The sequence below is a fragment of the Kitasatospora sp. NPDC057015 genome (genome assembly GCF_042673745.1).
Lineage (GTDB): Bacteria > Actinomycetota > Actinomycetes > Streptomycetales > Streptomycetaceae > Kitasatospora.
In genome coordinates, this window is sequence record NZ_JBHUSG010000006.1 from 233,863 (window position 1) to 255,382 (window position 21,520).

The following is a 21,520-nucleotide window of genomic DNA, read 5'->3' on the forward strand; positions in this document are numbered from 1 at the left end:
AGTCCCGACAGCGACGACCGTCCCGCCGCCGGCCCGCTCCGGGGCCGGGCCGCCCCCGCCCGGTGCACCGCGCGGGGCCGGACGGGGGCGGCGTGAAGGTGTCCGCGGTCGCGTCACTCGTTGTGCAGCACCTCGGCGATCGGCAGCCGGGCCGCCGACCGGGCCGGGACGAGGGCGCCGAGGACGGCGATCACCACGCCGGCCAGCGCCAGGCCGGTCAGCAGCGGGGCACCCCAGACGTTGATCATCCCCTCCGGGAAGTCCATGATCCGCACGTGTTGGACGATCAGCCGGTGCACCCCGATCCCGACCGGGATGCCGATGAGCCCACTGACCGCGCCCTGCCAGGCCACCGAGGTCACCACCATCGTGACGACCTGCCTCGGCGTCATCCCGATCGACTTCAACATGCCCAGGTCGCGGCGGCGTTCGCGGATGGTGAGCAGCAGCGTGTTGAAGACGCCGAGCGCCGCGACCACCGACAGCAGGACGGTGAAGATCGTGGTGAAGGACTTGATGGCGACGATCCCGCCGTCCGTGCCGGCCATGACCACGGAGGCCGAGAGGCTCGGGTCGGCGTCCGTCACGGCCTTCAGGTACGCCTTCGGATCGGCGCCCGCGGCGAGTTGCACGTCGTACTCGGCCACGTGCGGGTCCGCGGTGACCAGCGCTCTGGTGGCGTCGTTGGACGTGAACGCCCGGGCGTTGCCCTGGAGCTCCTCGCCGACGATCGTGACCGTCACCCGGCGGCCCTCCAGGGCCAACGTGAACCGGTCACCGAGCTCCAGCCCGTGCTGGTCGAGGAACGCCGGCCCGGCCTCCACCTCGCCGGGCCCGGTCGCGGCGCGGCCCTTCACCACCTGGAGGCGGCCGGGCGCGTCGATGTCGTCGCCCCCGTAGAAGTTGACGAACGCCCACTGGGTGTGGCCGACCAGGGCGATCCGGACCAGTCCGCGACTGGAGACCCGCTCGGCGCCGGGGGTGGCGCGCAGCATCGCCTCGGTCTGGGCCGGGGTCAACCGGCGCGCGGTGGCGCCGCCCGTGAACTCGGCCATCTGCACGTCGACGTGGGTGTGGCGGTCGTCGGCGTGCGTCATGGCCTTGTCCAGGGTGCTGCTCACCCCGGTCGTCACCGTCACCGTGACGACGCCCAGCATGATCGCCGCCATCGTCAGCGCGGTGCGGGCCGGGCGGGCGAAGGGCTGGCCGAGGCCGAGGCTGACGGCGCGCGGCAGCCGGGTGCCGCTGAGCCGGCGCTGGACCTTCAGCCCGCGGCCGGTGCGCGGCGCGCTGCCGGCCGAGATCGCCTGGGCCGCGGAGAGGCGGTGGGCGCGCGAGGCCGGGACGAGGGCGGCGACGGCGACCAGCAGCGGCACGCCGAGCAGGGTGGCGGCGGGCAGCCAGCCGGCCGGCTCGATCACGGCGGTGCCGGTCACGATCCCGCTGAAGGCGGTCTGCAACAGCGGCTGGGACGCCGCCCAGCCGGCCGCCGTCCCGAGGGCGGTACCGGCGACCGCGGGCACCGAGACCATGGTCAGGTAGACCACCACCACCTGGCGCGGGGTGAAGCCGATCGACTTCAGCACGCCGATGTGCCGGTAGCCGGAGACCACCGCGCCGCTCACCACGTTGCCGACGATCAGCACGGCGACGACCAGGCCGAGCACGCCGAAGACCGTCATCAGGGGCAGGTAGGCGTCGGCGCCGGCGGAGAAGGCGTGCTTGAGCACCAGGTACGACTGCGCACTGGCGAGCGCGTCCTCGGGCATGCCCTCGGTGGCCGTGCCGAGGGCGGCGGTGAGCTCCTGCTCGGTGGCGGCGTCGGAGAAGCGGTAGAGCATCTGACGGCCCGTGGGGTTCAGGGCCGCGGCCTGCTCGGGGGTGACCCAGCCGCCGGCGGACTGGCTCATGCTGGAGGCGAAGCCGACGACGGTGAGCCGCAGCCCGCCGCCGGTGGTGACCGGCTTGTCGAGGAGCGCATCGTCCCAGCCCCGGAACGGCTGCTGGACGACCACCTCGCCGGGCGCGGTCGCCCAGCGGCCGGCCAGCAGCTCCACCCGGTCCACCGGACCGGCCGGGTCGGCCCGGCCGACCAGGGTCAGCGGGCCCGGCGGGCGCCCGGCGAACGGGGTGGGGATCTCCACCACGGCCTGGTCGAACGGTCCGGCCGCCGCCTCGACGCCCGGCCGGTGGGCGGTGGCGGCCAACTGCTCCGGCGAGGCCCTGGCCGGGTCGAAGGCGGCCACCACGTGTGCGCCGCGCTGGCTGCCGAAGGCGTCGTCGAAGGGGGCCCGGGCGGCGCTGATCACCGCCAGGGCGAGCAGCACGGTCGTGGTGGAGCAGAACACCACCAGGCCGATCACGACGGTCTGCACCCGGCGGCGCTTCACCGCCGCGCGCGAGGCCCGCCACACCGCTCCGCCGTTCACGACTGCGCCTCCAGCATCCGCTCGCGCGCCACCCTGCCGTCCGCCATCTCGACCAGCCGGCTGGCGCAGCGGGTGGCCAGGTCGGGGTCGTGGGTGACGATCAGCAGGGTCTGCCCGATCTGGTTGAGGTCGATCAGCAGGTCCATCACCTGTTCGCCCGAGCGGCTGTCCAGCGCGCCGGTGGGCTCGTCGGCGAGCAGCAGCGCCGGGCGGTTCATCAGGGCGCGGGCCACCGCGACCCGCTGGCGCTCGCCGCCGCTGAGGGTGGCCGGGTAGAGGTCCTTGCGGTGCGCGACGCCGAGTTCGTCCAGCAGTTCGAGTGCCCGACGGCGCGCCTGGCGGGCCGTGGTGCCGGTCAGCTGGGCGGCCAGCGCGACGTTGTCGAGGGCCGGGAGGTCGTCGATCAGGTTGAAGAACTGGAAGATCATGCCGATGTGGCGGCGCCGGAACAGCGCCAGCCCGGTCTCGTTCAGTCGCCCGAGGTCCTGCCCCTGGACCCGGACGGTGCCGGAGGTCGGCCGGTCCAACCCGGCCACCATGTTCAGCAGGGTCGACTTGCCGCAGCCCGAGGGGCCCATCACGGCGACCGCCTCGCCCGCCCGGATCCGCAGGTCGACTCCGTCCAGGGCCTTGGCGTCCCCGAATTCCCTGTGCACCCCGGACAACTCGACGACGACCTGCGCGCCGTCCTGCCGGGTGGTCCCGTCGTGATCATTGCTCATGGCACCGACGGTAGGAGCAGCGCCCCGGCCGGTCATCCCACCCCGGATGTAAACCTCCGGGGCCGTAGTACCGGGGATGTACCCGGGCAGCACCCCCGGATGATGTGGATCAGCTCCCGGGCTGCGAAGCTGACGGGGTGTGGGGAACTGAGACGGGCTGGGTCACCGCCCTGGTGGCGACGGCCGCGGCCGGCTGGCTGGGGGTCGCGCGGGCCCGGGCGCGACGGGCGCACCGGGCGGCCGTCGGCGAGCGCGGCTGGCTGCTGGAGCGGGAGCGGGAGAGCGCGGCACGCACGGCCGTCGACGCCGAGCGGGCCAGGATCGCGGCCGAGCTGCACGACATCGTCAGCCACAACGTGAGCCTGATGGTGGTGCAGTCCTCGGCGGCCCGCGAGGTGCTCACCAGCATGCCGGAGGAGGCGTCCGCCGCGATGGCCGCCGTCGAGGCCGCGGGCCGGAGCACGATGACCGAACTGCGGCACCTGCTGGGCCTGCTGGCCCCCGCGCAGGACGGGCGCGACGACCCGGCCGGGGCCGGGTTCGCTCCGCAGCCGACGCTGGCCCGGCTCAGCCCGCTGATCGACCGGTTCGCCTTCGCCGGCCTGCCGGTGGAGGTGCGGATCTCCGGCGAGCCGAGGCCGCTGCCCGGCGGCATCGACGTGACGGCGTACCGGATCGTCCAGGAGGCGCTGACCAACGCGCTCAAGCACGGGGACGGGGTGAAGGCGGAGGTGACGGTGCGGTACGCGGACCACTACCTGCGGGTGGAGGTGCTGAACAGCGGGCCGAGCGTGCTCGCCGGCGCCCCGTCGGCCGAACGGCGGCCGGCCGACGGGGCGGGGCGCGGGCTGGTCGGCCTGCGCGAGCGGGTCGCGGTGTACGGCGGCGACCTCGACGCCCGGCGCAGGCTCGGCGGCGGCTTCCGGGTCCGCGCGCGCATCCCGTTGGACCGACCGTGACGGGGGCGGCTCGCGCGGCCGACCCGGGGCACGGCGAGCACACGGAGCACGGGGAGGCGGGGCGCCGCCCCAGGGTGGTGATCGCCGACGACCAGGAGCTGGTGCGCACCGGCTTCCGGATGATCCTCACCGCGCGCGGCATCGACGTCGTCGCCGAGGCCGCCGACGGCGCCGAGGCCGTCGCGGCGGCGGTCGCGCACCGGCCCGACGTCGCACTGCTGGACATCCGGATGCCCACCATGGACGGTCTGGAGGCCGCCCGCCGGATCCTCGACCGGGTCCCGCCGTGCCGGGTGATCATGCTGACCACCTTCGATCTGGACCACTACGTGTACGCGGCCCTCGCCGCCGGCGCGAGCGGCTTCCTGCTCAAGGACGTCACGTCCGCCCATCTCGCCGCCGCCGTACGGCTGGTGGACACCGGGGACGCACTGCTCGCACCGTCGATCACGCGCCGCCTGGTCGAGCGGTTCGCGGCCGGCGCCCCGCGGCCGTCCGCCGACGCCGACACCCCGGCCCTCCACCGCGACCTGACCCCGCTGACGCCGCGCGAGGCGGAGGTGCTCGCGCTGCTCGGACGCGGGCTGTCCAACACCGAGCTGGCGGCCGAGCTGACGCTGAGCGAGTCGACGGTGAAGACCCATGTGGCCCGGATCTTCGCCAAGTTGAACCTCCGCGACCGGGCGCAGGCGGTGGTCCTGGCCTACGAGACCGGGCTCGTCGCGCCGGGGGGTGGGTGAACGGGCGGGACCGACCCGCGCTCGCCCGCCCCGCGCCTCGTACCGCTCTGCTCGGAGGCGCCCGTTCGAGGCTGCGTCGGCACCCCGGGCAGCTCGGCACGACCAACTCGACTACGTACTCGGTGTGATGAGAAGCTGACACGCTGATCTTCACTGTTTCTCCCAGGGGGAGCTTCACATCGTGCGTCTGCGACTACTCGTCGGCCTGACCGTGACGGCGGCCACCGCCGTCCTCGGGCTACCGGCCCCGGCACTCGCGGCCCCGGCCGCCACCGTTCTCCTCGTCAACAACGCGGACGACTCGCACTGTTCCGACTCCGGCACCGGCACCGTCGCCGAGCCCTACTGCACGATCTCGGCCGCGGCCGCGGTCGTCCAGCCGGGCCAGACGGTCAAGGTCCTCGACGGTAGGACCTACAACAACGACGAGATCCGGCTGACCCGTTCCGGCACCCCGGAACAGCCCATCACCTTCCTCGGCGCGCCCCTGCTGGACAGCGAGCACTTCCAGCCGACGCTGCAGTCCAGCGACGCAACGGCCGGCAGCTTCGTGCTGTCCGGCGTCCACGACGTGGTGATCCGGGGCTTCCACCACGTCGGCAGGAAGAACGCGTTCATCATCAAGGACTCGTCCCGGATCACCGTCGACCAGAACCAGTTCAGCAGCTCTCGCGGCACCGCCGACATCCGGATCACCGGCACCAGCGACCACGTCACCGTCAGCCGGAACCTGCTCAACTACGGGATCGGCGTAGCGCTCGACGCGGGCACCCACGACAACCTGGTCACCACCAACGACTTCAACCGCACCCCCACTTCGGCGGTGACGGCCAAGGACAGCCCTGGACTCACCCTGACCAACAACACCATCGCCTACTCCTGCCAGGAGAGCGTGCTGATCGACGGCGCCTCACCGGGCGCGGTGGTCAAGAACAACGTGATCACGGCCGACAACCCGGCCCGGACCCAGTACGACCCCGCCCACTGCACGGCCGAGCGCCGGGGCGAGGCGGAGATCTCGGTCTCGGCCGGCTCCACCACCGGCACCACCGTGGACTACAACACCGTCCACCCGTGGCCGGACGCGGCGGGCTACCGCTGGGCCGGCACCGCCTACCCGACCGCCGCCGCCTTCAAGGCCGCGACCGGGCAGGGCGGGCACGACGCCGACCTGAACGTCGACCTGGACCAGAACACGAACTGGCCGTTCGACCGGCTGGCGGACAGCGACGTCGCGGCGATCGACTCGGCCGACCCCACCGCGCCCGGCGTGGGCACCGACCTCGTCGGATCGGCCCCCGTCGATCACCCGAACGTCGCCAACACCGCGCCCGCCGGCGGGGTCCGGGACCGCGGCGCCTACGAGCGCACCGGCCTGCACTACGCCGTCCTGTCGCTCACCGGCGCCACCACGCCCTCCCCGGTCGGCCCGGCACCGCTGACCGTGAGAGCCACGGCCACCGCGATGCAGGACTGGCAGACGCCGCTCACCGGCTACTCCTTCGACTTCGGCGACGGCAGCGACCCGGTGGTCACCACCTCCCCCGAGGCGACCCACACCTACCGGACCACCGGCTCCTACCAGGCGGCCGTGACCGTCACCGACGCGAACGGCGCAAGGACGATCAGCACCACGCGCCGGGCCGGCGTCACCCCGCCGGGCCAGCTCGCCGCGGACTTCACCACCACGGAGAACGGCGGCGGCCAGGTCGTCGTCACCCCGACCGTCAGCTCGCCGTGGGCGCTCGCGGCCCAGCAGGAGGACTTCGGCGACGGAGACGGGTTCATCAACGGCCAGTGGGGGGACGGGAAGCTCTACCACCAGTACAGCCTCCCCGGCACCTACACCGTGCGGCTGGCCGTGACCGACGAGGCCGGCCACAGCCTCACCGTCACCAAACAGGTCCAGGTGACCTTCGACACCGAGCACCAGGTGGTCCTCCCCGGCGAGCGCGTGCAGCTCCTCGGCCGGAACACGGACGGGCTGTTCAGCACCGGCGCCAACTACACGCGCGGCCTGTGGGCCGGGGTCAGCCAACTGGTGAACGTCGGCGGGTCGCTCCCGCCTGCGGACCAGGTCACCAGCCTCGCCACCGCCACCGGTGACAACTGGCTGCGGGCCTTCGCCGCGGCCAACGGGAAGGTCTACACCGTCGACCGCAACCTCGGCCCCACCCGGCCCGGCGGCATGGGGTACGCCACTCCCGGCGCCTGGACGATGTGGCGCGACTTCGCCGTCACCTCGGGCCCCGCCGATCTCCCGGGCCTCACCCAGATCGCCGCCACCCGGATCAACGGCAAGACGCACGTGGTCGCGCTGGCCGGCGGACGGGTCTACGAGTCCTCCAACCCCCAGACCAGCTTCTACAGCGCCTGGAGCCCGTGGGGTGACATCACCGCGGCCAGCGGCATCCCGGCCGGCACCACCCAGATCACCGCCGTCGGCACCGGCAACTCCCTGCACGTCGCGGCGCTGGGCCCGGACGGACACATCCGCGTCGCCGACGGCAACTACGACCGCGGCACCTGGAGCGCCGGCGACGTCACCGCCGTGCGCGGCGGCCCCGCCCCGATCACCCAGCTCACCGGCGTCGGCATCGGCAACCAGTTCCACATCGTGGCGCTCGCCGGCGGCAACGTCCACGAGATCACCGGCGACTACGCCGCCGGCTACTGGACCACCTGGGGCAACATCTCCGCCGCCACCGGCCTCGGCGGCGCCGTCACCAAGGTCACCGCCGCCACCACCGGCAACAACATGCGCCTGTTCGCCGTCTCCGCCGGCCACATCCACAGCACCCTCGGCGACTACGGCAAGGGCTACTGGACCGGCTGGACCGACATCACCCAGCCCGGCATCGTCGGCACCACCACCCCGGTGGACCTGCTGACGGCCGCCGGCACCACCGGCTGAGCCACTCGTCCGGCAGGCCCGGACAGCGAGCGGTCGAAGGCGGTCCGGAACACGCCCGACAGGCCGGTTGGCAGGTGACCCACCCTCAGGAGGGGCCCTGCCAACCGGCCTGCCGGCCCCGCCGTCCGCCGGAGGCCCAGGCCCCGGACCCCGGACCCCGGACCCCGGACCCCGGACCCCGGCTAGAGGATCACCAGCAGTTTGGTGCCCGACACCAACTTCCGGTTGACGGAGGTCGACTGGACGAACACCGTGTACGACGGGTTGTCGCCCGGCTTCACCGTGGTCTCCGACGCCGGCAGGCCGAGGAGCTGACGAGCCGCCGGGCCCGAGAAGACCCTGCCGGTCATCCGGCCGGTGGCCGGGTCCTTCTCCGCCACGGCGAGCTGCTTGTTGCCCTGGATCTTCTCCCGCTTGGACAGCTCGTAGAAGGCGCAACCGGTCTTGTACGGGTGCCCGGAAGTGGTGACGAACTCACGGATCGGCATCTGCTGGTCGACCGGGACCAGGATGTACTTCCCGGTGTCCAGCGCGTCCAGGTTGGCCTTGACCTCGGCAGTGCTCAGGTCCTGACCCATGGCGAACAGGTTCCTGGTACCGCGCACGCCCTGTTCGCGGCCCCGCAGGAAGCTCGTGGCGGCACTCTTCACCGTGCCGATCGCCTCCTCCACGCCCTTGGTGGAGTCCGCGTCCCAGATCGCGATGTTGCCCGCGGGGAAGCCGTACTCCTGGGCGGTGCGCTTGGCCAGGGAGTTGGGCACCAGGATCGCCGAGGTCCAGTGGTCCGGGAGGTCGTCCATGGCGCGCTGGATGCGGTCCATCCACGTGCGCAGGACGGCGGCACCGCCGGTGCCCATGCGGATGTGCATCTTGCCGGTCTCCGAACAACCCGAGGCGTTCTCCTCGCCGTCGGTGACGACGACCTGAAGGAAGGAGTGCTCCCCGTAGCCCTCCCAGATGTTCTTCAGGTCGTCGATGGACTTCACGGCCGCCTCGATCAGCGCCGTCGCACCGTTGTCGACCCTGTAGAGGCCCTTGAGGGACGGTAGGTGCTTGACGTCCATGTCCCAGACGAGGTTCTGCACCTCGTGGTCGAATGCGTAGAGGCTGATGCGGGTCTCGTGACCGAGGCGGTCGGATTCCTCCTGAAGCCCCTTCACGAACTCGTCCACCACCCGAACGAGTTGCGCCTCGTGCTTGCGCATCGAGCCGGAATTGTCGACCACGAGCGAAACGTGGTTCACCTTGTGGCTGATCCTCTTCGCGGACATGGTTCTCCCCCTTTGTCCAACGCCTTTTCCGGCGCCTTTCCGGCGCCCTCTCCAACGTTGTCCCCAGACTACGAGGAGGTACTGACAATGCGTTCCGACCCGGGTTCGACGGCTGCTGCCCACCCGTCAGCCCACCGGGACGACCGAGGGCCTGTCGCGACTGCGGACGCGGCCCGACCGGACGATCCTTCCGCCATGCAGCCTGCCCCCACCGGCAGTTGGGCATTGGATCACCCCTGCTATGGTGGCCCGATGGCAACGATCAGGCAGGTACAGGTCACTTTCGACTGCGCGGAACCCGTGCGCGTCGCTCGTTTCTGGTGCGAGGTGTTGGGGTACGTCACTCCGCCGCCACCGGAGGGGTTTGCCACCTGGGACGACTTCGACAGCACGCTGCCGCCCGAGGAGCGGGGCGCATGGTTCTCGTGCAGTGATCCCACCGGCGTGGGACCGCGACTGTACTTCCAGCGCGTTCCCGAGGGAAAGGTCGCCAAGAACCGGGTGCATCTCGACGTGCGGGCCGGCACCGGACTCGTGGGTGAAGAGCGGCTGGCCACGCTTCAGGCCGAATGCGCACGACTGGTCGCGCTCGGCGCGGTGTGCGAGCGGGTGCTGTTCGCCGACGAGGAGAACGAGTCGTGCATCGTGATGAAGGACGTCGAGGGCAACGAGTTCTGCCTCGACTGATCCCGTTCTCCGGGGTATTGAGGCGGGTATTCGCCCCCCCGGCCCGCTCAGGGCTACCCCGGATGGAGCGGGAGACATCCCACCCCGGCGAGGCTGTGAAGTAGGGCGAATTCGAGCGCGACCTGGTGGACACTGTGATCCCCCCACGCTGGGACGTTCGGCCGGACCGGTCGCCATCGGCCGGAGAGCCCGGTGCCGACCGGCTTCCCGATCGAGGACGTCCGGCTGCTGCCGTACGGCTCCGCCCGCCTGCGGATCACCGAGTTCCCGCAGGCCGCCCTCGGCTACGACCCGTCGGCCGGGCACTGAGGCTCCGATGGGTCCGCACCAGCGGTGGCGCGGGTGTCAGGTGAGGCCGGCCCGCTTGGCGGTCTCCTCACCGCGCTGCATGTGCTGGTGGGCGCTCTCGCCGAGGGCGGTGATGATGCCGGCGACGACGGTCTCCACCACGGCCAGGGTGGGCACCAGGCTGTCGTACGGCGAGGGGGCGCCGACCTGGCTGGAGAGGACGACCTCGGCCTGGGTGCTGACCGGGGAGAGCCAGGTGTCGGTGAAGAGGATGACGCGCCCGCCGGCGTCCTTGACGAGTTCGGCCATGGTGACCTTGTCGTCCTCGTAGCGGCGGTAGTCGAACACGACGATGACGTCCCGGCGGCCCAGCGAGGCGAGGTGCGCGGTGCGTTCGACCGGGCGGTCGGGCAGGAAGCGGACGTCGTCACGCAGTTGCATGAGGTGCAGGCCGAGGTACTGCGCGAGGAGGTGGGTGAAGCGGCCGCCGACCAGGGTGATGTGGCGCTTGGGGTCGGACAGGAGCTGGACGGCGCGTTCCAGGTCGTGCGGCGGCACTTCGGCGAGGGTGCGGTCCACGGCGGCGGTGAACACCTCACGGCCTCGTCCGAGCAGCGCGGCGGGCCCGGCGTCCGGTTCCGCGGTGCCCTCGGCCGCCGCGCTGCCATAGCCGCCGGCGGTGTACAGGGTCAGCGGCGAGGCGTGCCGCTCGTCCAGTTCGGCGCGCAGGGCGGTCTGGAAGTCGGGGAAGCCGCGGTAGCCGAGGCGGGTGACGAACCGTAGGACGGTGGGCGCGCTGACGTTGGCGCGTTCGGCGATCGTGGCGATGGTCTCGAAGCCGGCGGCGGGCCAGCCGGCGAGGAGCACCCGGCCCACCTTGCGCTCGGCGGGACTGCACTCGCCGAGCCTCTGCCGGATGTCCTCGGCGAGCGTGGGGGAGGCCATGGTGCGCGGTCCTTTCGCGGGGCGGCGGCTGCCGCCCGGTCGGGCGGGGACATACGTGATCTCCGCAGCCTAGCGGCGTGCCGGGCTGCGGAGAGCGTCCTGGTCGGATTCGTGGGTCAGGGAGCGATCGGGGCGACGGCCAGTTCGAGCTGGGTGAGGGAGGCGGCGCCCAGTCCGTCCCTGGTCCAGGCGCGGGTGGCACCCGTCCTGGTGAAGGTGACCCGGAAGGCGGGGCCCGACTCGAAGGTCGTGGCGGTGGCGCTGCGCTGCGCCGCGGTCGCGGTGAGGGCGCGGGCGGTGCCGCTGAAGGAGTACGGGACGCCGTCGGCGTTGTCGACGGAGTAGAAGACGTCGGTGTTGGCGGGCACGGGTGCGGTGCCGGTCGGACGCAGCGGGCTCTTGCCGTCGGCCGGCCGGGCCTGCCAGGTGCGGGGGTCGTAGCGGTCGCCGTCGGTGAGGTAGCCGTAGCGGACGTGGTCGACGGACCAGCCGGTCGGGCCGGCGTGGGTGCGGGCGCGGCGCAGGTCGAGGATGGAGACGCCGTGGGTTCCCAGCACCCGCAGGGTCTCCTGGCGGGTGCCGGTGTGCTCGACCTCCACCGCGGTGTCCTCGTCGAGGGCGAACACCCGGTCGTGGCCGGTGTCGGCGGCCAGCCGCAGGGCGCGGCCCTCCCGGCCGTTGGTGCCCGTGTGGGTGTCGATCAGTCCGGCGCCGAAGAAGCCGAACCCGCCCTCGGGCAGGTAGCCGAGCTTGCCGGCGTCGTCGAAGTAGCCGGGCGCGGAGCCGTCGCGCAGGGCCTGGTAGCTGTCCCCGCCGGTGACCATGTCACGGCCGGCGGCGATCTGCGCGCCGGCGCTGGAGCCCGCGACGACGGCGCCGGCGGCGAGCTTGGCGCGGATCGCGGCCAGCACCTTGGAGTCGGTGTGGGAGGCGCCGTGCAGCAGGCTGGTGACGTAGCGGTACTGGTCGCCGCCGCCGAAGAAGAACCCGGTCATGGAGTCGACCTGGGCCACCACGGCGTCCGAGTCGGCGGCGTCGACGTGCTCGATGTCGATCGGCACCCACTGGGCGTCGGACGCGCCGTAGCGCTTGAACAGGTCGGCGTAGTAGGCGCCGTTGCAGGCGGAGTTGGAGCAGTTGGCCGGGTCGTTGGCGTCCGGGTCCTGGCTGGGCGGCACGGAGGCGGCGGTCAGCACGCCGATCCGGGCCCGGCCCGCGCCGCCGGCCCTGGCGACGATCTCCCCGTAGATCTCGGCGTTGCCGTCCTTGAGGCCGCCGCCGACCAGGATCAGCGTGCCGCCCGCCACCGGGCGGGGGGAGGCCGCGGAGGCGGCCGGGGCGGCGGTGAGGGCGAGCAGGCAGGCCGCCGCGAGGGCGGTGGTGACCCTGAGGGTCCGGTGGGTGGGCATGCGGGACTCCTGGCGAGGCGTGGCGGGGGGATGGGCGGGGTGGGGGGGGGGGGGGCCCCCCCCCCCCCGGGGGGGGGGGCGGGGGCGGGCCGGCGGCGGGGGTGAGCGGCGGGGGGGGGGCCCGGGGGGGGGGGGGGGGGGGGGGGGGGGGGGGGGGGCGGGGGGGGGGGGGGGGGGGGGGGGGGGGGGGGGGGGGCGGCCCCCCCCACCCCGGGTTCCGGCGGCCGGATCCGGGCCGGCGCCGGAGATCAGAGCCGGCGGCCGAGCTCGGCGACGGTGGCGGCCAGGATGGCGACGCGGGCCGGCACGCTGGAGGTGTCGAGCCACTCCTGCGGGGTGTGGTCGGCTCCGCCGACCGGTCCGAGACCGTCCAGGGTGGGCACCCCCATCCCGGCGATCAGGTTGGCGTCACCGACTCCCCCGGTGGCCGCGGCGCCGAACGCGACGCCGAGATCGGCCGCCGCGCCGCGGGCGACGGCGTACATCGCCCTGGCGGCCGCGGTGTCCTCCATCGGCGGGCACAGGTCGACCCGGGTGACGGTCGTGGTGGTGCCGGCCACGACCTCGCGGGCGGCGAGCGCGCGGACGGCGTCCGCCGCCAGGTGCAGGCCCTCGGTGGTCGTGGCGCGCACCTCGACGCGCAGTTCGGCTTCGGGGCAGACGATGTTGGCCCGGGTGCCGGCCCGGACCACGCCGACGTTCACGGTGACCCCGTCCCAGCAGCCGTTGAGGTCCTGGAGGGCGACGACGTGGTGGGCCGCGGCGAGGGCGGCGTTCGCCCCGCGCTCGGGCTCGATGCCGGCGTGCGCGGCCCGCCCGGTGACGGTGAGCTGGAAGTCGGCGACGCCCTTGCGCTCGATCACCAGGTCGCCGTTCTCCCGGGCGCACTCCAGGGCGAGGGCGTAGTCCGCTTCGGCGGCGACGCGTTCGGTCACGGGGCGGCTGGCCGGGGACCCGATCTCCTCGTCCGGCGTGGCGAGGAGCAGGATCTCGCCGAAGTCCTCCCAGCCGGCGCTCAGGAGGATGTCGACGGCGGTCAGACCAGCGAGCAGTCCGCCCTTGTCGTCGCTGACGCCGGGGCCGTGGGCGATGGCGCCGACCATGGAGAAGGGCCGTTCGGCGGCGGTGCCGTCCTCGAAGACGGTGTCCATGTGGCCGGCCAGCAGGATCCGCCGGCCACCGGCCGCGGCGGTGAGGCCGCCGGCTCGGCGGGCCACCAGGACGTCGCCCACCGGTGGCCCCTGCTCGGGATCGGGCCGGGTGCGCTCGATGGTGAAGCCCAGCCCGTGCAGGCGGGTCACCAGGAGGTCGGCGACGCGGTTGACACCGTGCGGGCTGTAGGAGCCGGAGTCGACGGCGACGAGCTCGGCGAGGTCGGCCAGGTACCGGGGCAGTGCGGCTTCGGCGAGCGGGAGGAGCTCCGCGGCGGTGACGGCGCTGCGTGCGGGGGCGCTCACAGGACCTTGGACAGGAACGCCTTGGTGCGCTCCTGCTCCGGGTTGCCGAGCACCCTGCGGGGCTCGCCGGCTTCGACGACGACGCCCTCGTCCATGAAGACGGCGGTGTCGCCGACCTCGCGGGCGAAGCCGATCTCATGGGTGACGACGACCATGGTCATGCCGTCGGCGGCCAGGTCGCGCATGACGTCGAGGACGTCGCCGACGAGTTCCGGGTCGAGCGCGGAGGTGGGCTCGTCGAACAGCATCAGCTTGGGCTTCATCGCCAGTGCCCGGGCGATGGCGACCCGCTGCTGCTGGCCGCCGGACAGCTGGGCGGGGTAGTGGTCCGCGCGGTCGGCGAGGCCGACGCGGTCCAGCAGGCGCAGGGCCTCGGCGCGGGCGTCGGCCCGGTTGACGCCCGCGACCCGGACCGGGGCCTCCGTCACGTTCTGCAGCGCGGTGAGGTGGGGGAAGAGGTTGAAGCGCTGGAAGACCATGCCGATCTCGCGGCGCCGCTGGGCGACCTCGCTCTCGCGCAGTTCGTGCAGCCTGTCGCCGCTGCGGCGGTAGCCGACCAGGTCGCCGTCGACGGTGAGGTGTCCGCCGTCGACCGACTCCAGGTGGTTGATGCAGCGCAGGAAGGTGGACTTGCCGGAGCCGGACGGCCCGAGCAGGCAGCACACCTGGCCGCGTTCGACGGTCAGGTCGATGCCCTTGAGGACTTCGAGCCTGCCGAAGTGCTTGCGCACGCCCTGGGCGTGCACCATGGGCTGGGCCATCGGTTCAGCCCTTCCGTTCGGTGGTGGGGCGAGTGGTGACGCCGGCGAACATCCGGCGCAGCGGCGAGACGTGGGCGGCGCGGGCGGTGCCGCGCCCGTAGCGGCGCTCCAGCCGGGCCTGCGGGTAGCTCAGGACGGTGGTGAGGGCGAGGTACCAGAGGGCGGCGACCACCAGCATCGGGATGACCTGGTAGTTCTGGGCGTACACGTCCTGGATGTTGGACATCAGGTCGTGGGCGGCGATGACCGAGACGTAGGCGGTGGTCTTGAGCATGTTGATGGTCTCGTTGCCCATCGGGGGGATGATGACCTTCATCGCCTGCGGCAGCACGATGCGGCGCATCGTCAGGGCGGGTTTCATGCCGAGCGAGTGGGCGGCCTCCTGCTGTCCGGGGTCGACGGACTGGATGCCCGCGCGGACGATCTCGGAGGCGTAGGCGGCCTCGTTGAGGCCCAGTGCCAGCAGGGCGGCGATGCTCGGGGTGAGCAGGCTGTTGGTGTCGAACCGGACGAACGTGACGGTGGTGAAGGGGATGCCGATCAGCACGTGCTTGTAGAGGGCGGCGGCGTAGGCCCAGAAGATGATCTGGACCAGCAGCGGGGTGCCCCGGAAGGCCCAGACGAACAGTGAGGACAGGCCCGCGAGCACGGGGTTGGCGGACAGCCGCATGACGGCGACCAGGGTGCCGAGCGCGAGGCCGACGGCCATGGCGGCGACGGTGAGCCACAGGGTGGTGACGAGGCCGTCGAAGATGAGGTCGGCGAAGAGGTAGTGGCCGACGACGTCCCAGTGCAGGTTCTGGTTCTTGGCGAGCGAGCCGAGCAGGCCGATCAGGGCGAGTGCGGCCAGCACGGCGGCCACCCAGCGGCCCCAGTGGCGCACCGGGACGGTCTGCAGCCGTTCGGGGTGGGCGCCGTCCCCGCCCAGGCGGGGTACCGCGTCGACGGTGTGCGTGGATGGGGCCATGTCAGTCCACCGCGCTGTTCTTGGTGGCCTGCTTGACGGCGATGGAGGCGACGCCGTACTTGCCGTAGATCTTGGCGAGGGAGCCGTCGTCGATGAGCTGCTGCAGGGCCTTCTGCACGGCGTCGGTGAGCTCGGGCAGGTCCTTGGAGACGGCGATGCCGTTCGGGGAGGCGTTGTAGCCGCCGAGGGCGGCCGGGTCGTCCACCACCTGGAAGGCCTTGCCGTCGTCGGCCGTCTTCGCGGTCCAGCCGGCCGCGGGCTTGGTCAGGACGTCGGCGATGACCTTGGCCGAGCGGAGGGCGAGCTGGGCGTCGGAGTCCTTGGGGAAGGCCTGGACGTCGATGGCGGGCTTGCCGGCGGCCTTGCAGGCGTCCTGCTGCTTGTCGAGGAGCTTCTGCTGGTTGGTGCCGGTCTGCACGGCCACCGGGCGGCCGCACAGGTCGTTCAGGTTGGTGATGCCGTGCGGGTTCCCGGCCTCGACCAGGATGCCGGTGCCGGAGGCGGAGTAGTCGACGAAGTCGACCACCTTCTCGCGGTCCCGGTTGTCGGTGATGGCGGAGATCGCCGCGTCGTACTTGCCGGCCTGGATGGCGGGGACGATGCCGTCGAACTTCTGGGCGGTGAACTCGAACGTGACGCCGAGCTTGGCCCCGAGGGCCTGGCCGAGGTCGTAGTCGAGGCCGGTCATCTCCGTCTTGCCCTCGGCGATGTACATCTCGAAGGGCGGGTAGGGGATGTCGGTGGCGACCCGCACCTTGCCGGCCTTCTTGACGGTGGCCGGGAGGGCGGCGTGCAGGGCGGGGTCCTGCTTGATCTCGACGCCGGCGATCGTCACCGCCTTCGCGTCGGCCGCCGAGCCCGCTCCGCCGGCCCCGGAGCCGCTGCTGGAGCAGGCGGTGAGGAGGAGGGCGCCACAGGCGGCGAGGGCGGCGGAGGCCGTACGTCTGCCGCGGGGGGTGTTGAGCACGGAGGGACCTTCTCTCTCGGGATCTCCCCCGGGGGCGGGGGTTTGCCTGTCGAGAAGAAATTACACATCCTTCAATTCATTGGCTAGATGTAACGACTGTTTCATGTTGGTAACGGGGACATGTCCGGCACGTTCGACCTTGACCAGCCTGGTGTCCAAGCCGTCGATTACACCTTCACAGCAGGCACGGCGATCTGTATCTTCCGTTTCAGGCCCGCCGTTGCCCCACCTTCGGAGCGGGCCCTCCCCGCCTGCCCGCCTGCACCCACGGGCCGTCAGGCCCTCCCCCATGGAGCACCCATGCGCCTCTCCCCCACGGCCGTCGCCGCCCGCCGCGCCGCCCTCGGCACCCTGACCGCGGCCGCCCTCTGCGCCGGCGTCCTGGTCCCCGCGACCGGTGCCGCGGCGGCCACACCCACGGGCAGCCTGGTGCTGGCGGGCGGCGCCGTCGCCGCCGACAACGCGCAGGTCTACGGCGCCTTCGTCAACCTCGCCGGCGGCGCCTCCAACGCCCGGATCGGCATCATCACCGCCGCCTCCGACGTCCCCGCCAACGACCCGAACGCGTCCGACCCGGCCACCTGCAGCAACTCCGTCTGCAACGGCACGTACTACGCGGACCTGCTCAAGAACACGTACCACGTGGCCGACGCCCAGTGGATCCCGATCGACCTGGACCACATCTCCAACAACGGCAGCAGTTCGGTGGTCAACCAGATCAACTCCCTCAACGGCTTCTTCTTCGGCGGCGGCGACCAGAGCCGGCTCGTCACCACCCTGTTGAAGAGCGACAACACCGACTCCCCCGCCCTGGCCGCGATCCGGGCCAAGTTCAACGCCGGCGCCGTCATCATGGGCACCAGCGCCGGCACCGCCATCGCCAACGGCCGCGACATGGTCACCGGCGGCGAGAGCTGGGACGCCCTGCGCTACGGCTCCAACACCAGCATCAGCAGCAGCTACCCCGACGACCTCTCCTACCGGCCGGAGGGCGGCTTCAACTTCTTCACCTCCGGGCTGCTCGACACCCACTTCGCCGCCCGCGGACGGGAGGGTCGCATCACCCGGCTCGCCGCCGACACCGGACACACCCGGGCGTTCGGCATCGACGAGGACACCGCCCTCGTGGTCACCAACCCCGGCGCCGCCAACGAGAGCGACAAGGTCGTCGGCAGCCACGGGGTCTCCGTCTTCGACCTCCGCAGCGCCACGGTCGGCACCTCGGCCGGCTACTGGGCCGTCGACAACGTCAAGTGGAGCTACCTGACCAGCGGCGACACCTACACCCCGGCCACCTGGACGAGCACCTCCGCCAAGCCCGCGTACGCACCCTCCAGCGGCACCGTCGGGACGCGCTGGAAGGACGTGTTCTCCTCCCCGAACTCGACCACCGACCACGCGTACCAGATGGTCAACATGGCCACCGAACTCGTCAACGCCGGCCGCAGCACCACCCAGTACGGCATCAGCTACGAGAGCGGACCCACCTTCGAGGCCGACCTCACCAAGGGCACCGGCTACAAGGCCTGGAAGAGCGGCAGCGCGGTCTCCTTCGCCAACCTCACCACCCACCTGTACGTCTACTGACCGACCGCCCCGCGTGACGGCCCGACGGACCGGCTCCGGACCGGACGACCCACGGGGCCGTCACACCGCGACCACGGCCGTCACACCGCGACCGCCGCGTCCCCCGAGCCTCCCGGCGGGGGACGCGGCTCGCGCCGCGGAGGAGGACCGGCGCGAACCGCGCCGTACCCTCCGGTCCCTCCCGCGCCGCACCCTCCCGCGCTGACACCGCGCTCCGCACCGCACCGCGCATCGCCGTTCACCCGCGCCGACACCGCGCGGACCCCTCCCGCACCCTCGAAAGGCCCCGCCATGCCCGTCCCCAGCACCGCCGCCCTGCCCAGAACCGCCGCCCTCGCCGTGGCACTCGCCTGCTCACTGGCGCTGACGGCCTGCGGCTCGGACGCCGAGGCGCCCGCCGCCGGCGCGGGTTCGGCGCCCGCCACCGTCGCCGTCCAGGGAGTGCCGATCACCGCGAACCCCGCCCTGGCCGCAGGCCTCCCCGAGGCGATCCGCAAGTCCGGGGTCGTCCGGGTCGCCACGGACGTGCCCTACCCGCCCTTCGAGATGTACGCCGCCGAGGGCAGCACCCGGATCACCGGCATCGACTACGACCTCGGCCAGGCCGTCGGCGCCCGCCTCGGCCTCAGGTTCGACTTCCAGGCCCAGAAGTTCGACGGCATCCTGCCCGCCGTCCAGGCCGGCAAGTTCGACGCCGTCATGTCCGCCATGACCGACAAGAAGGAGCGCCAGAAGGCCGTCGACTTCGTCGACTACATCAACGCCGGCCCCGGCTGGCTGGTCAGGAAGGGCAACCCCGACGGCATCAGGCTCGTCACCGACGTCTGCGGCAAGTCCGTGTCGGTGCAGAGCGGCACCAACCACCAGAAGATCCTCGAAGCGCGCCAGGAACTCTGCAAGTCCTCGGGCAAGCCCCCCATCGAGGTCCTCGCCTTCCCCAAGGACTCCGAGGCCCAGCTCGCCCTGCGCAGCGGCAAGGTCAGCGCCGACTTCCTCGACGAGGTCACGGCGGTCTACGTCTCCGACACCGCCGACAACGGCGCCGCCTTCGAGGCGGTGACCGGCAGGGACGCCGTCGGCGAGACCAGCGCCTCCCCCATCGGCATCGGCATCTCCAAGGACGCCCCCGGCCTCAAGGAGGCCGTTCAGGCCGCCCTGCAGTCCCTGATGGACGACGGGTCCTACGCCAGGATCCTCCAGGCCCACCACGTCCCCGGCATCGCCATCGCCAAGGCCACCGTCAACGGCGCCGTCGACTGACAGTCGCCCCCGAGTCCCCGCGGGGCTATCCGGCGCGCTCCCGGGGGGCCTGGACGATGATCTCGTACAGGCCGGGTGCGACCTTGCGGAACCGGCCGCCCACCGACCGGGCCAGGCGGGCCCGCTGCAGGTCGGCCCGGTCGGCCGCCAGGCCCGGCGGGATGTCCACGTAGTCGCGTACCAGCGCCGTTTCCTGCGGGGTCAGCGCACCGTCGGACATTGCGGCCACCTCCGTTTCGACGGGTCCTGTCCCCTTCCAGCCTCCGAGACGGATCGGCGCCGGCCAGGCGCAGCGGTTGTGCGTCGGTTCCGCACCGGCTGCCCGCGGCCGGCCGGCACTCCGGTGCCGCGCTCGTCGGGCGCGCCGGTCGTCCATGCTCCGGTGATCAAAGGCCATGGCCGGTGCCGCGGGCCGGCGGCGACGATGGCCGCAGCGGCGCCCCCGGGCGCCCGATCCGAAGCGGCGCGGCGGTGTCGGCCGGCAGCACCGGCCCCCGTCCCGCCCGAGCGCGACTGCGTGGGGAGAGCGATGACGACGACCGGCGAGGGCCCCGACCGGGTGGTTCGCGGGGCGGTGGCCGAGTGGGTGCTCCGTGCCCACCAGCCCCGTGCCAACCCGTACACCGAGGTGGTGGTGTCGGCCGAGTTCCGCGGCCCTCGGGGGCAGGTCCGCACCATCGAGGGGTTCTTCGACGGGGAGGCGTTCCGGGTGCGGTTCAGCCCGGACGAGTCGGGGCCGTGGACCGTCGGCGTGACGAGCCTGCCCCGCGACGCCGGGCTGCGCCTGGAGGCCGGCTTCGAGGTCCTGCCCGACGCCGGGACCGGGGCCGGCGGGCCGGTCCGCGCGGTGCCGGGCACCGGCTGGGGGTTCACGGACGCCGACGGCCGCCCGGTGTTCCTGCTCGGCGACACCGCCTACCACCTCTTCGGCATGGCGCACTGCGGCGCCGACGTGGCCGGCTACCTGCGCCGGCGGCGTGACCAGGGCTTCGACCTCGTCCGGGTCCGCGTACCGGTCAGCCCGTTCCATCCGCCGGACGGGCACAACGACTGGCAGACGCGGTCCTGCTGGCCGTGGGGCGGAAGCCCGCAGTACCCGCTGTTCGACCGGTTCGACGCGGCCTGGTTCGAGACCGTCGACCGGGTGGTCGCGGAGGCCTCCCGGATCGGCATCGGACTCGAACTCATCATCGAGGGCTGGGGGATGGAGTTCCCGTTCAACGCGCGCGGGTCGTTCACCGCCGAGTGGGAGGACCTCTGGCTGCGGCATCTCGTCGCCCGCTACGACGCCTGGGACAGCGTCTGGGTCTGGACCCTGATGAACGAGTACGAGTTCTACCCGGACGGCATCGCGCAGTACACCAGGGTCGCCGACCTCTGGGCGCTGCGGACGGCACGCCGGCTGAAGCAGCTCGGCGCGCACGGCAAGGCGGTGGCCGTGCACAACGGCCCGGCCGGGCCGCCGTTCGCGGAGCGCTTCGCCGTCGACCCCGAGGCCGTGGACGTCGTCATGGTGCAGTCCTGGGGCGGCCATGACACGCAGGACGGCTGGCTGGCGACCGGGCTGGAGGCCCGGATCGGTGAGCTGCTCGAAGGCTGGAAGGGATCGGCCCTGCTGTCGGAGTACGGGTACGAACGCAATCCGGACCTCCCCCTGCTGTTCCCGCTGCACGAGTACTGCGACGTCGAGCACACCCGGCGGGGCGCCTGGCGCGGGGCGATGAGCGGGCTGGGCGTGGTGCACGGCTTCGACAACACCTGGGGCCCGTTCCTGGAGCTCGGGGACGACCAGGAGGGGGTGGCCGCGCTGCTGCACCTGGCCCGGTTCTTCCGCGAGCACGTCGAGTTCCACCGGCTGCGTCCCGCGCCGGGTCTGGTGGCCGGGCCGCCGGCCGCGGCCGGGCGGTCGGCGCTCGCGCTGAGGGACGCCGGGTCGGGCACCGTCGTGCTCTACCTGCCGGTCGGCGGCAGCGTCCGCCTCACCGGGCTGGGGGCGCCGACGGCGGCCGTCCGTGACTACGATCCGCGCACCGGGGTGCTGTCGGAGCCCCGGGTGCAGTCCTGCGACCTGCCGTTCGGGGCGGCCGACCGGGCCGACCGGGCGAGCGGGGACCTCCGGGACCAGGTCCTGCTGATCGAACCCGCTGCTCGGTAGCG

General features: G+C 72.8%; 17 protein-coding genes. 7 read left to right on the forward strand and 10 right to left on the reverse strand.

The genetic code is table 11. The features are described 5' to 3' along the window. Positions 1 to 113: 113 nt before the first annotated feature. Both ACFTWP_RS08695 and ACFTWP_RS08700 read right to left on the reverse strand, forming a co-directional pair. Positions 114 to 2,429 carry an ABC transporter permease gene (locus tag ACFTWP_RS08695; RefSeq protein WP_380263520.1) on the reverse strand — a complete coding sequence of 772 codons (2,316 nt, stop codon included), beginning with the start codon at positions 2,427 to 2,429 and terminating at the stop codon, positions 114 to 116. Continuing rightward, positions 2,426 to 3,151 (reverse strand): ABC transporter ATP-binding protein, encoded by a 726-nt coding sequence (locus ACFTWP_RS08700; RefSeq protein WP_380263521.1) that lies wholly within the window; start codon positions 3,149 to 3,151, stop codon positions 2,426 to 2,428. Before ACFTWP_RS08700 ends, ACFTWP_RS08695 begins: the two co-directional genes overlap by 4 nt. A gap of 137 nt (positions 3,152 to 3,288) precedes the next feature. On the opposite strand from ACFTWP_RS08700, the gene ACFTWP_RS08705 reads away from it, so the two are divergent. The 3 genes from ACFTWP_RS08705 (at position 3,289) to ACFTWP_RS08715 (ending at position 7,764) form a co-directional block, all read left to right on the forward strand. Further along, positions 3,289 to 4,110, forward strand: coding sequence for a sensor histidine kinase (locus ACFTWP_RS08705; RefSeq protein ID WP_380263522.1), 822 nt, complete (start codon positions 3,289 to 3,291; stop codon positions 4,108 to 4,110). Between the two features lie 74 nt (positions 4,111 to 4,184). Further along, positions 4,185 to 4,850 carry a response regulator gene (locus tag ACFTWP_RS08710; protein ID WP_380263564.1) on the forward strand — a complete coding sequence of 222 codons (666 nt, stop codon included), beginning with the start codon at positions 4,185 to 4,187 and terminating at the stop codon, positions 4,848 to 4,850. 181 nt (positions 4,851 to 5,031) lie between these two features. Continuing rightward, positions 5,032 to 7,764 carry a PKD domain-containing protein gene (locus ACFTWP_RS08715; RefSeq protein WP_380263523.1) on the forward strand — a complete coding sequence of 911 codons (2,733 nt, stop codon included), beginning with the start codon at positions 5,032 to 5,034 and terminating at the stop codon, positions 7,762 to 7,764. 182 nt (positions 7,765 to 7,946) lie between these two features. Here the strand turns inward: ACFTWP_RS08715 and ACFTWP_RS08720 are convergent, their stop codons facing one another. Continuing rightward, positions 7,947 to 9,035 (reverse strand): vWA domain-containing protein, encoded by a 1,089-nt coding sequence (locus ACFTWP_RS08720; protein ID WP_380263524.1) that lies wholly within the window; start codon positions 9,033 to 9,035, stop codon positions 7,947 to 7,949. A gap of 252 nt (positions 9,036 to 9,287) precedes the next feature. Here ACFTWP_RS08720 and ACFTWP_RS08725 point away from each other — a divergent pair, with 252 nt between their 5' ends. Continuing rightward, positions 9,288 to 9,722: a VOC family protein gene (locus ACFTWP_RS08725; RefSeq protein WP_380263525.1), complete on the forward strand. Its 435-nt coding sequence runs from the start codon at positions 9,288 to 9,290 to the stop codon at positions 9,720 to 9,722. A gap of 345 nt (positions 9,723 to 10,067) precedes the next feature. On the opposite strand, the gene ACFTWP_RS08730 is transcribed toward ACFTWP_RS08725, so the two are convergent. From ACFTWP_RS08730 to ACFTWP_RS08755, 6 genes are all read right to left on the reverse strand, one after another. Continuing rightward, positions 10,068 to 10,955, reverse strand: a complete 888-nt coding sequence (locus ACFTWP_RS08730) for a MurR/RpiR family transcriptional regulator (RefSeq protein WP_380263526.1) — start codon at positions 10,953 to 10,955, stop codon at positions 10,068 to 10,070. Between the two features lie 116 nt (positions 10,956 to 11,071). After that, a complete protein-coding gene (locus ACFTWP_RS08735; protein WP_380263527.1) occupies positions 11,072 to 12,364 on the reverse strand; it encodes a cyanophycinase in 1,293 nt (430 codons plus the stop codon). 248 nt (positions 12,365 to 12,612) lie between these two features. Then, entirely contained in the window at positions 12,613 to 13,821 is a 1,209-nt protein-coding gene (locus ACFTWP_RS08740; protein WP_380263528.1) for a M20/M25/M40 family metallo-hydrolase, read from the reverse strand. Further along, on the reverse strand, positions 13,818 to 14,570 hold the full coding sequence (locus tag ACFTWP_RS08745) for an amino acid ABC transporter ATP-binding protein (RefSeq protein ID WP_380263565.1): 753 nt from the start codon (positions 14,568 to 14,570) through the stop codon (positions 13,818 to 13,820). The genes ACFTWP_RS08740 and ACFTWP_RS08745 overlap by 4 nt, the downstream gene beginning before the upstream one ends. A 16-nt stretch (positions 14,571 to 14,586) precedes the next feature. After that, positions 14,587 to 15,549 carry an amino acid ABC transporter permease gene (locus ACFTWP_RS08750; protein ID WP_380263529.1) on the reverse strand — a complete coding sequence of 321 codons (963 nt, stop codon included), beginning with the start codon at positions 15,547 to 15,549 and terminating at the stop codon, positions 14,587 to 14,589. Between the two features lies 1 nt (position 15,550). Further along, positions 15,551 to 16,516 (reverse strand): ABC transporter substrate-binding protein, encoded by a 966-nt coding sequence (locus ACFTWP_RS08755; protein WP_380263530.1) that lies wholly within the window; start codon positions 16,514 to 16,516, stop codon positions 15,551 to 15,553. Between the two features lie 300 nt (positions 16,517 to 16,816). Between ACFTWP_RS08755 and ACFTWP_RS08760 the strand changes: the two genes are divergently transcribed. Together ACFTWP_RS08760 and ACFTWP_RS08765 are read left to right on the forward strand one after the other, a co-directional pair. Further along, a complete protein-coding gene (locus ACFTWP_RS08760) occupies positions 16,817 to 18,103 on the forward strand; it encodes a cyanophycinase (RefSeq protein ID WP_380263531.1) in 1,287 nt (428 codons plus the stop codon). A 291-nt stretch (positions 18,104 to 18,394) separates the two neighbouring features. Then, positions 18,395 to 19,363: an ABC transporter substrate-binding protein gene (locus ACFTWP_RS08765; RefSeq protein WP_380263532.1), complete on the forward strand. Its 969-nt coding sequence runs from the start codon at positions 18,395 to 18,397 to the stop codon at positions 19,361 to 19,363. Between the two features lie 25 nt (positions 19,364 to 19,388). On the opposite strand, the gene ACFTWP_RS08770 is transcribed toward ACFTWP_RS08765, so the two are convergent. Further along, positions 19,389 to 19,583 (reverse strand): hypothetical protein, encoded by a 195-nt coding sequence (locus ACFTWP_RS08770; RefSeq protein ID WP_380263533.1) that lies wholly within the window; start codon positions 19,581 to 19,583, stop codon positions 19,389 to 19,391. Between the two features lie 309 nt (positions 19,584 to 19,892). Here ACFTWP_RS08770 and ACFTWP_RS08775 point away from each other — a divergent pair, with 309 nt between their 5' ends. After that, a complete protein-coding gene (locus ACFTWP_RS08775) occupies positions 19,893 to 21,518 on the forward strand; it encodes a DUF4038 domain-containing protein (RefSeq protein ID WP_380263534.1) in 1,626 nt (541 codons plus the stop codon). Positions 21,519 to 21,520 lie beyond the last annotated feature (2 nt).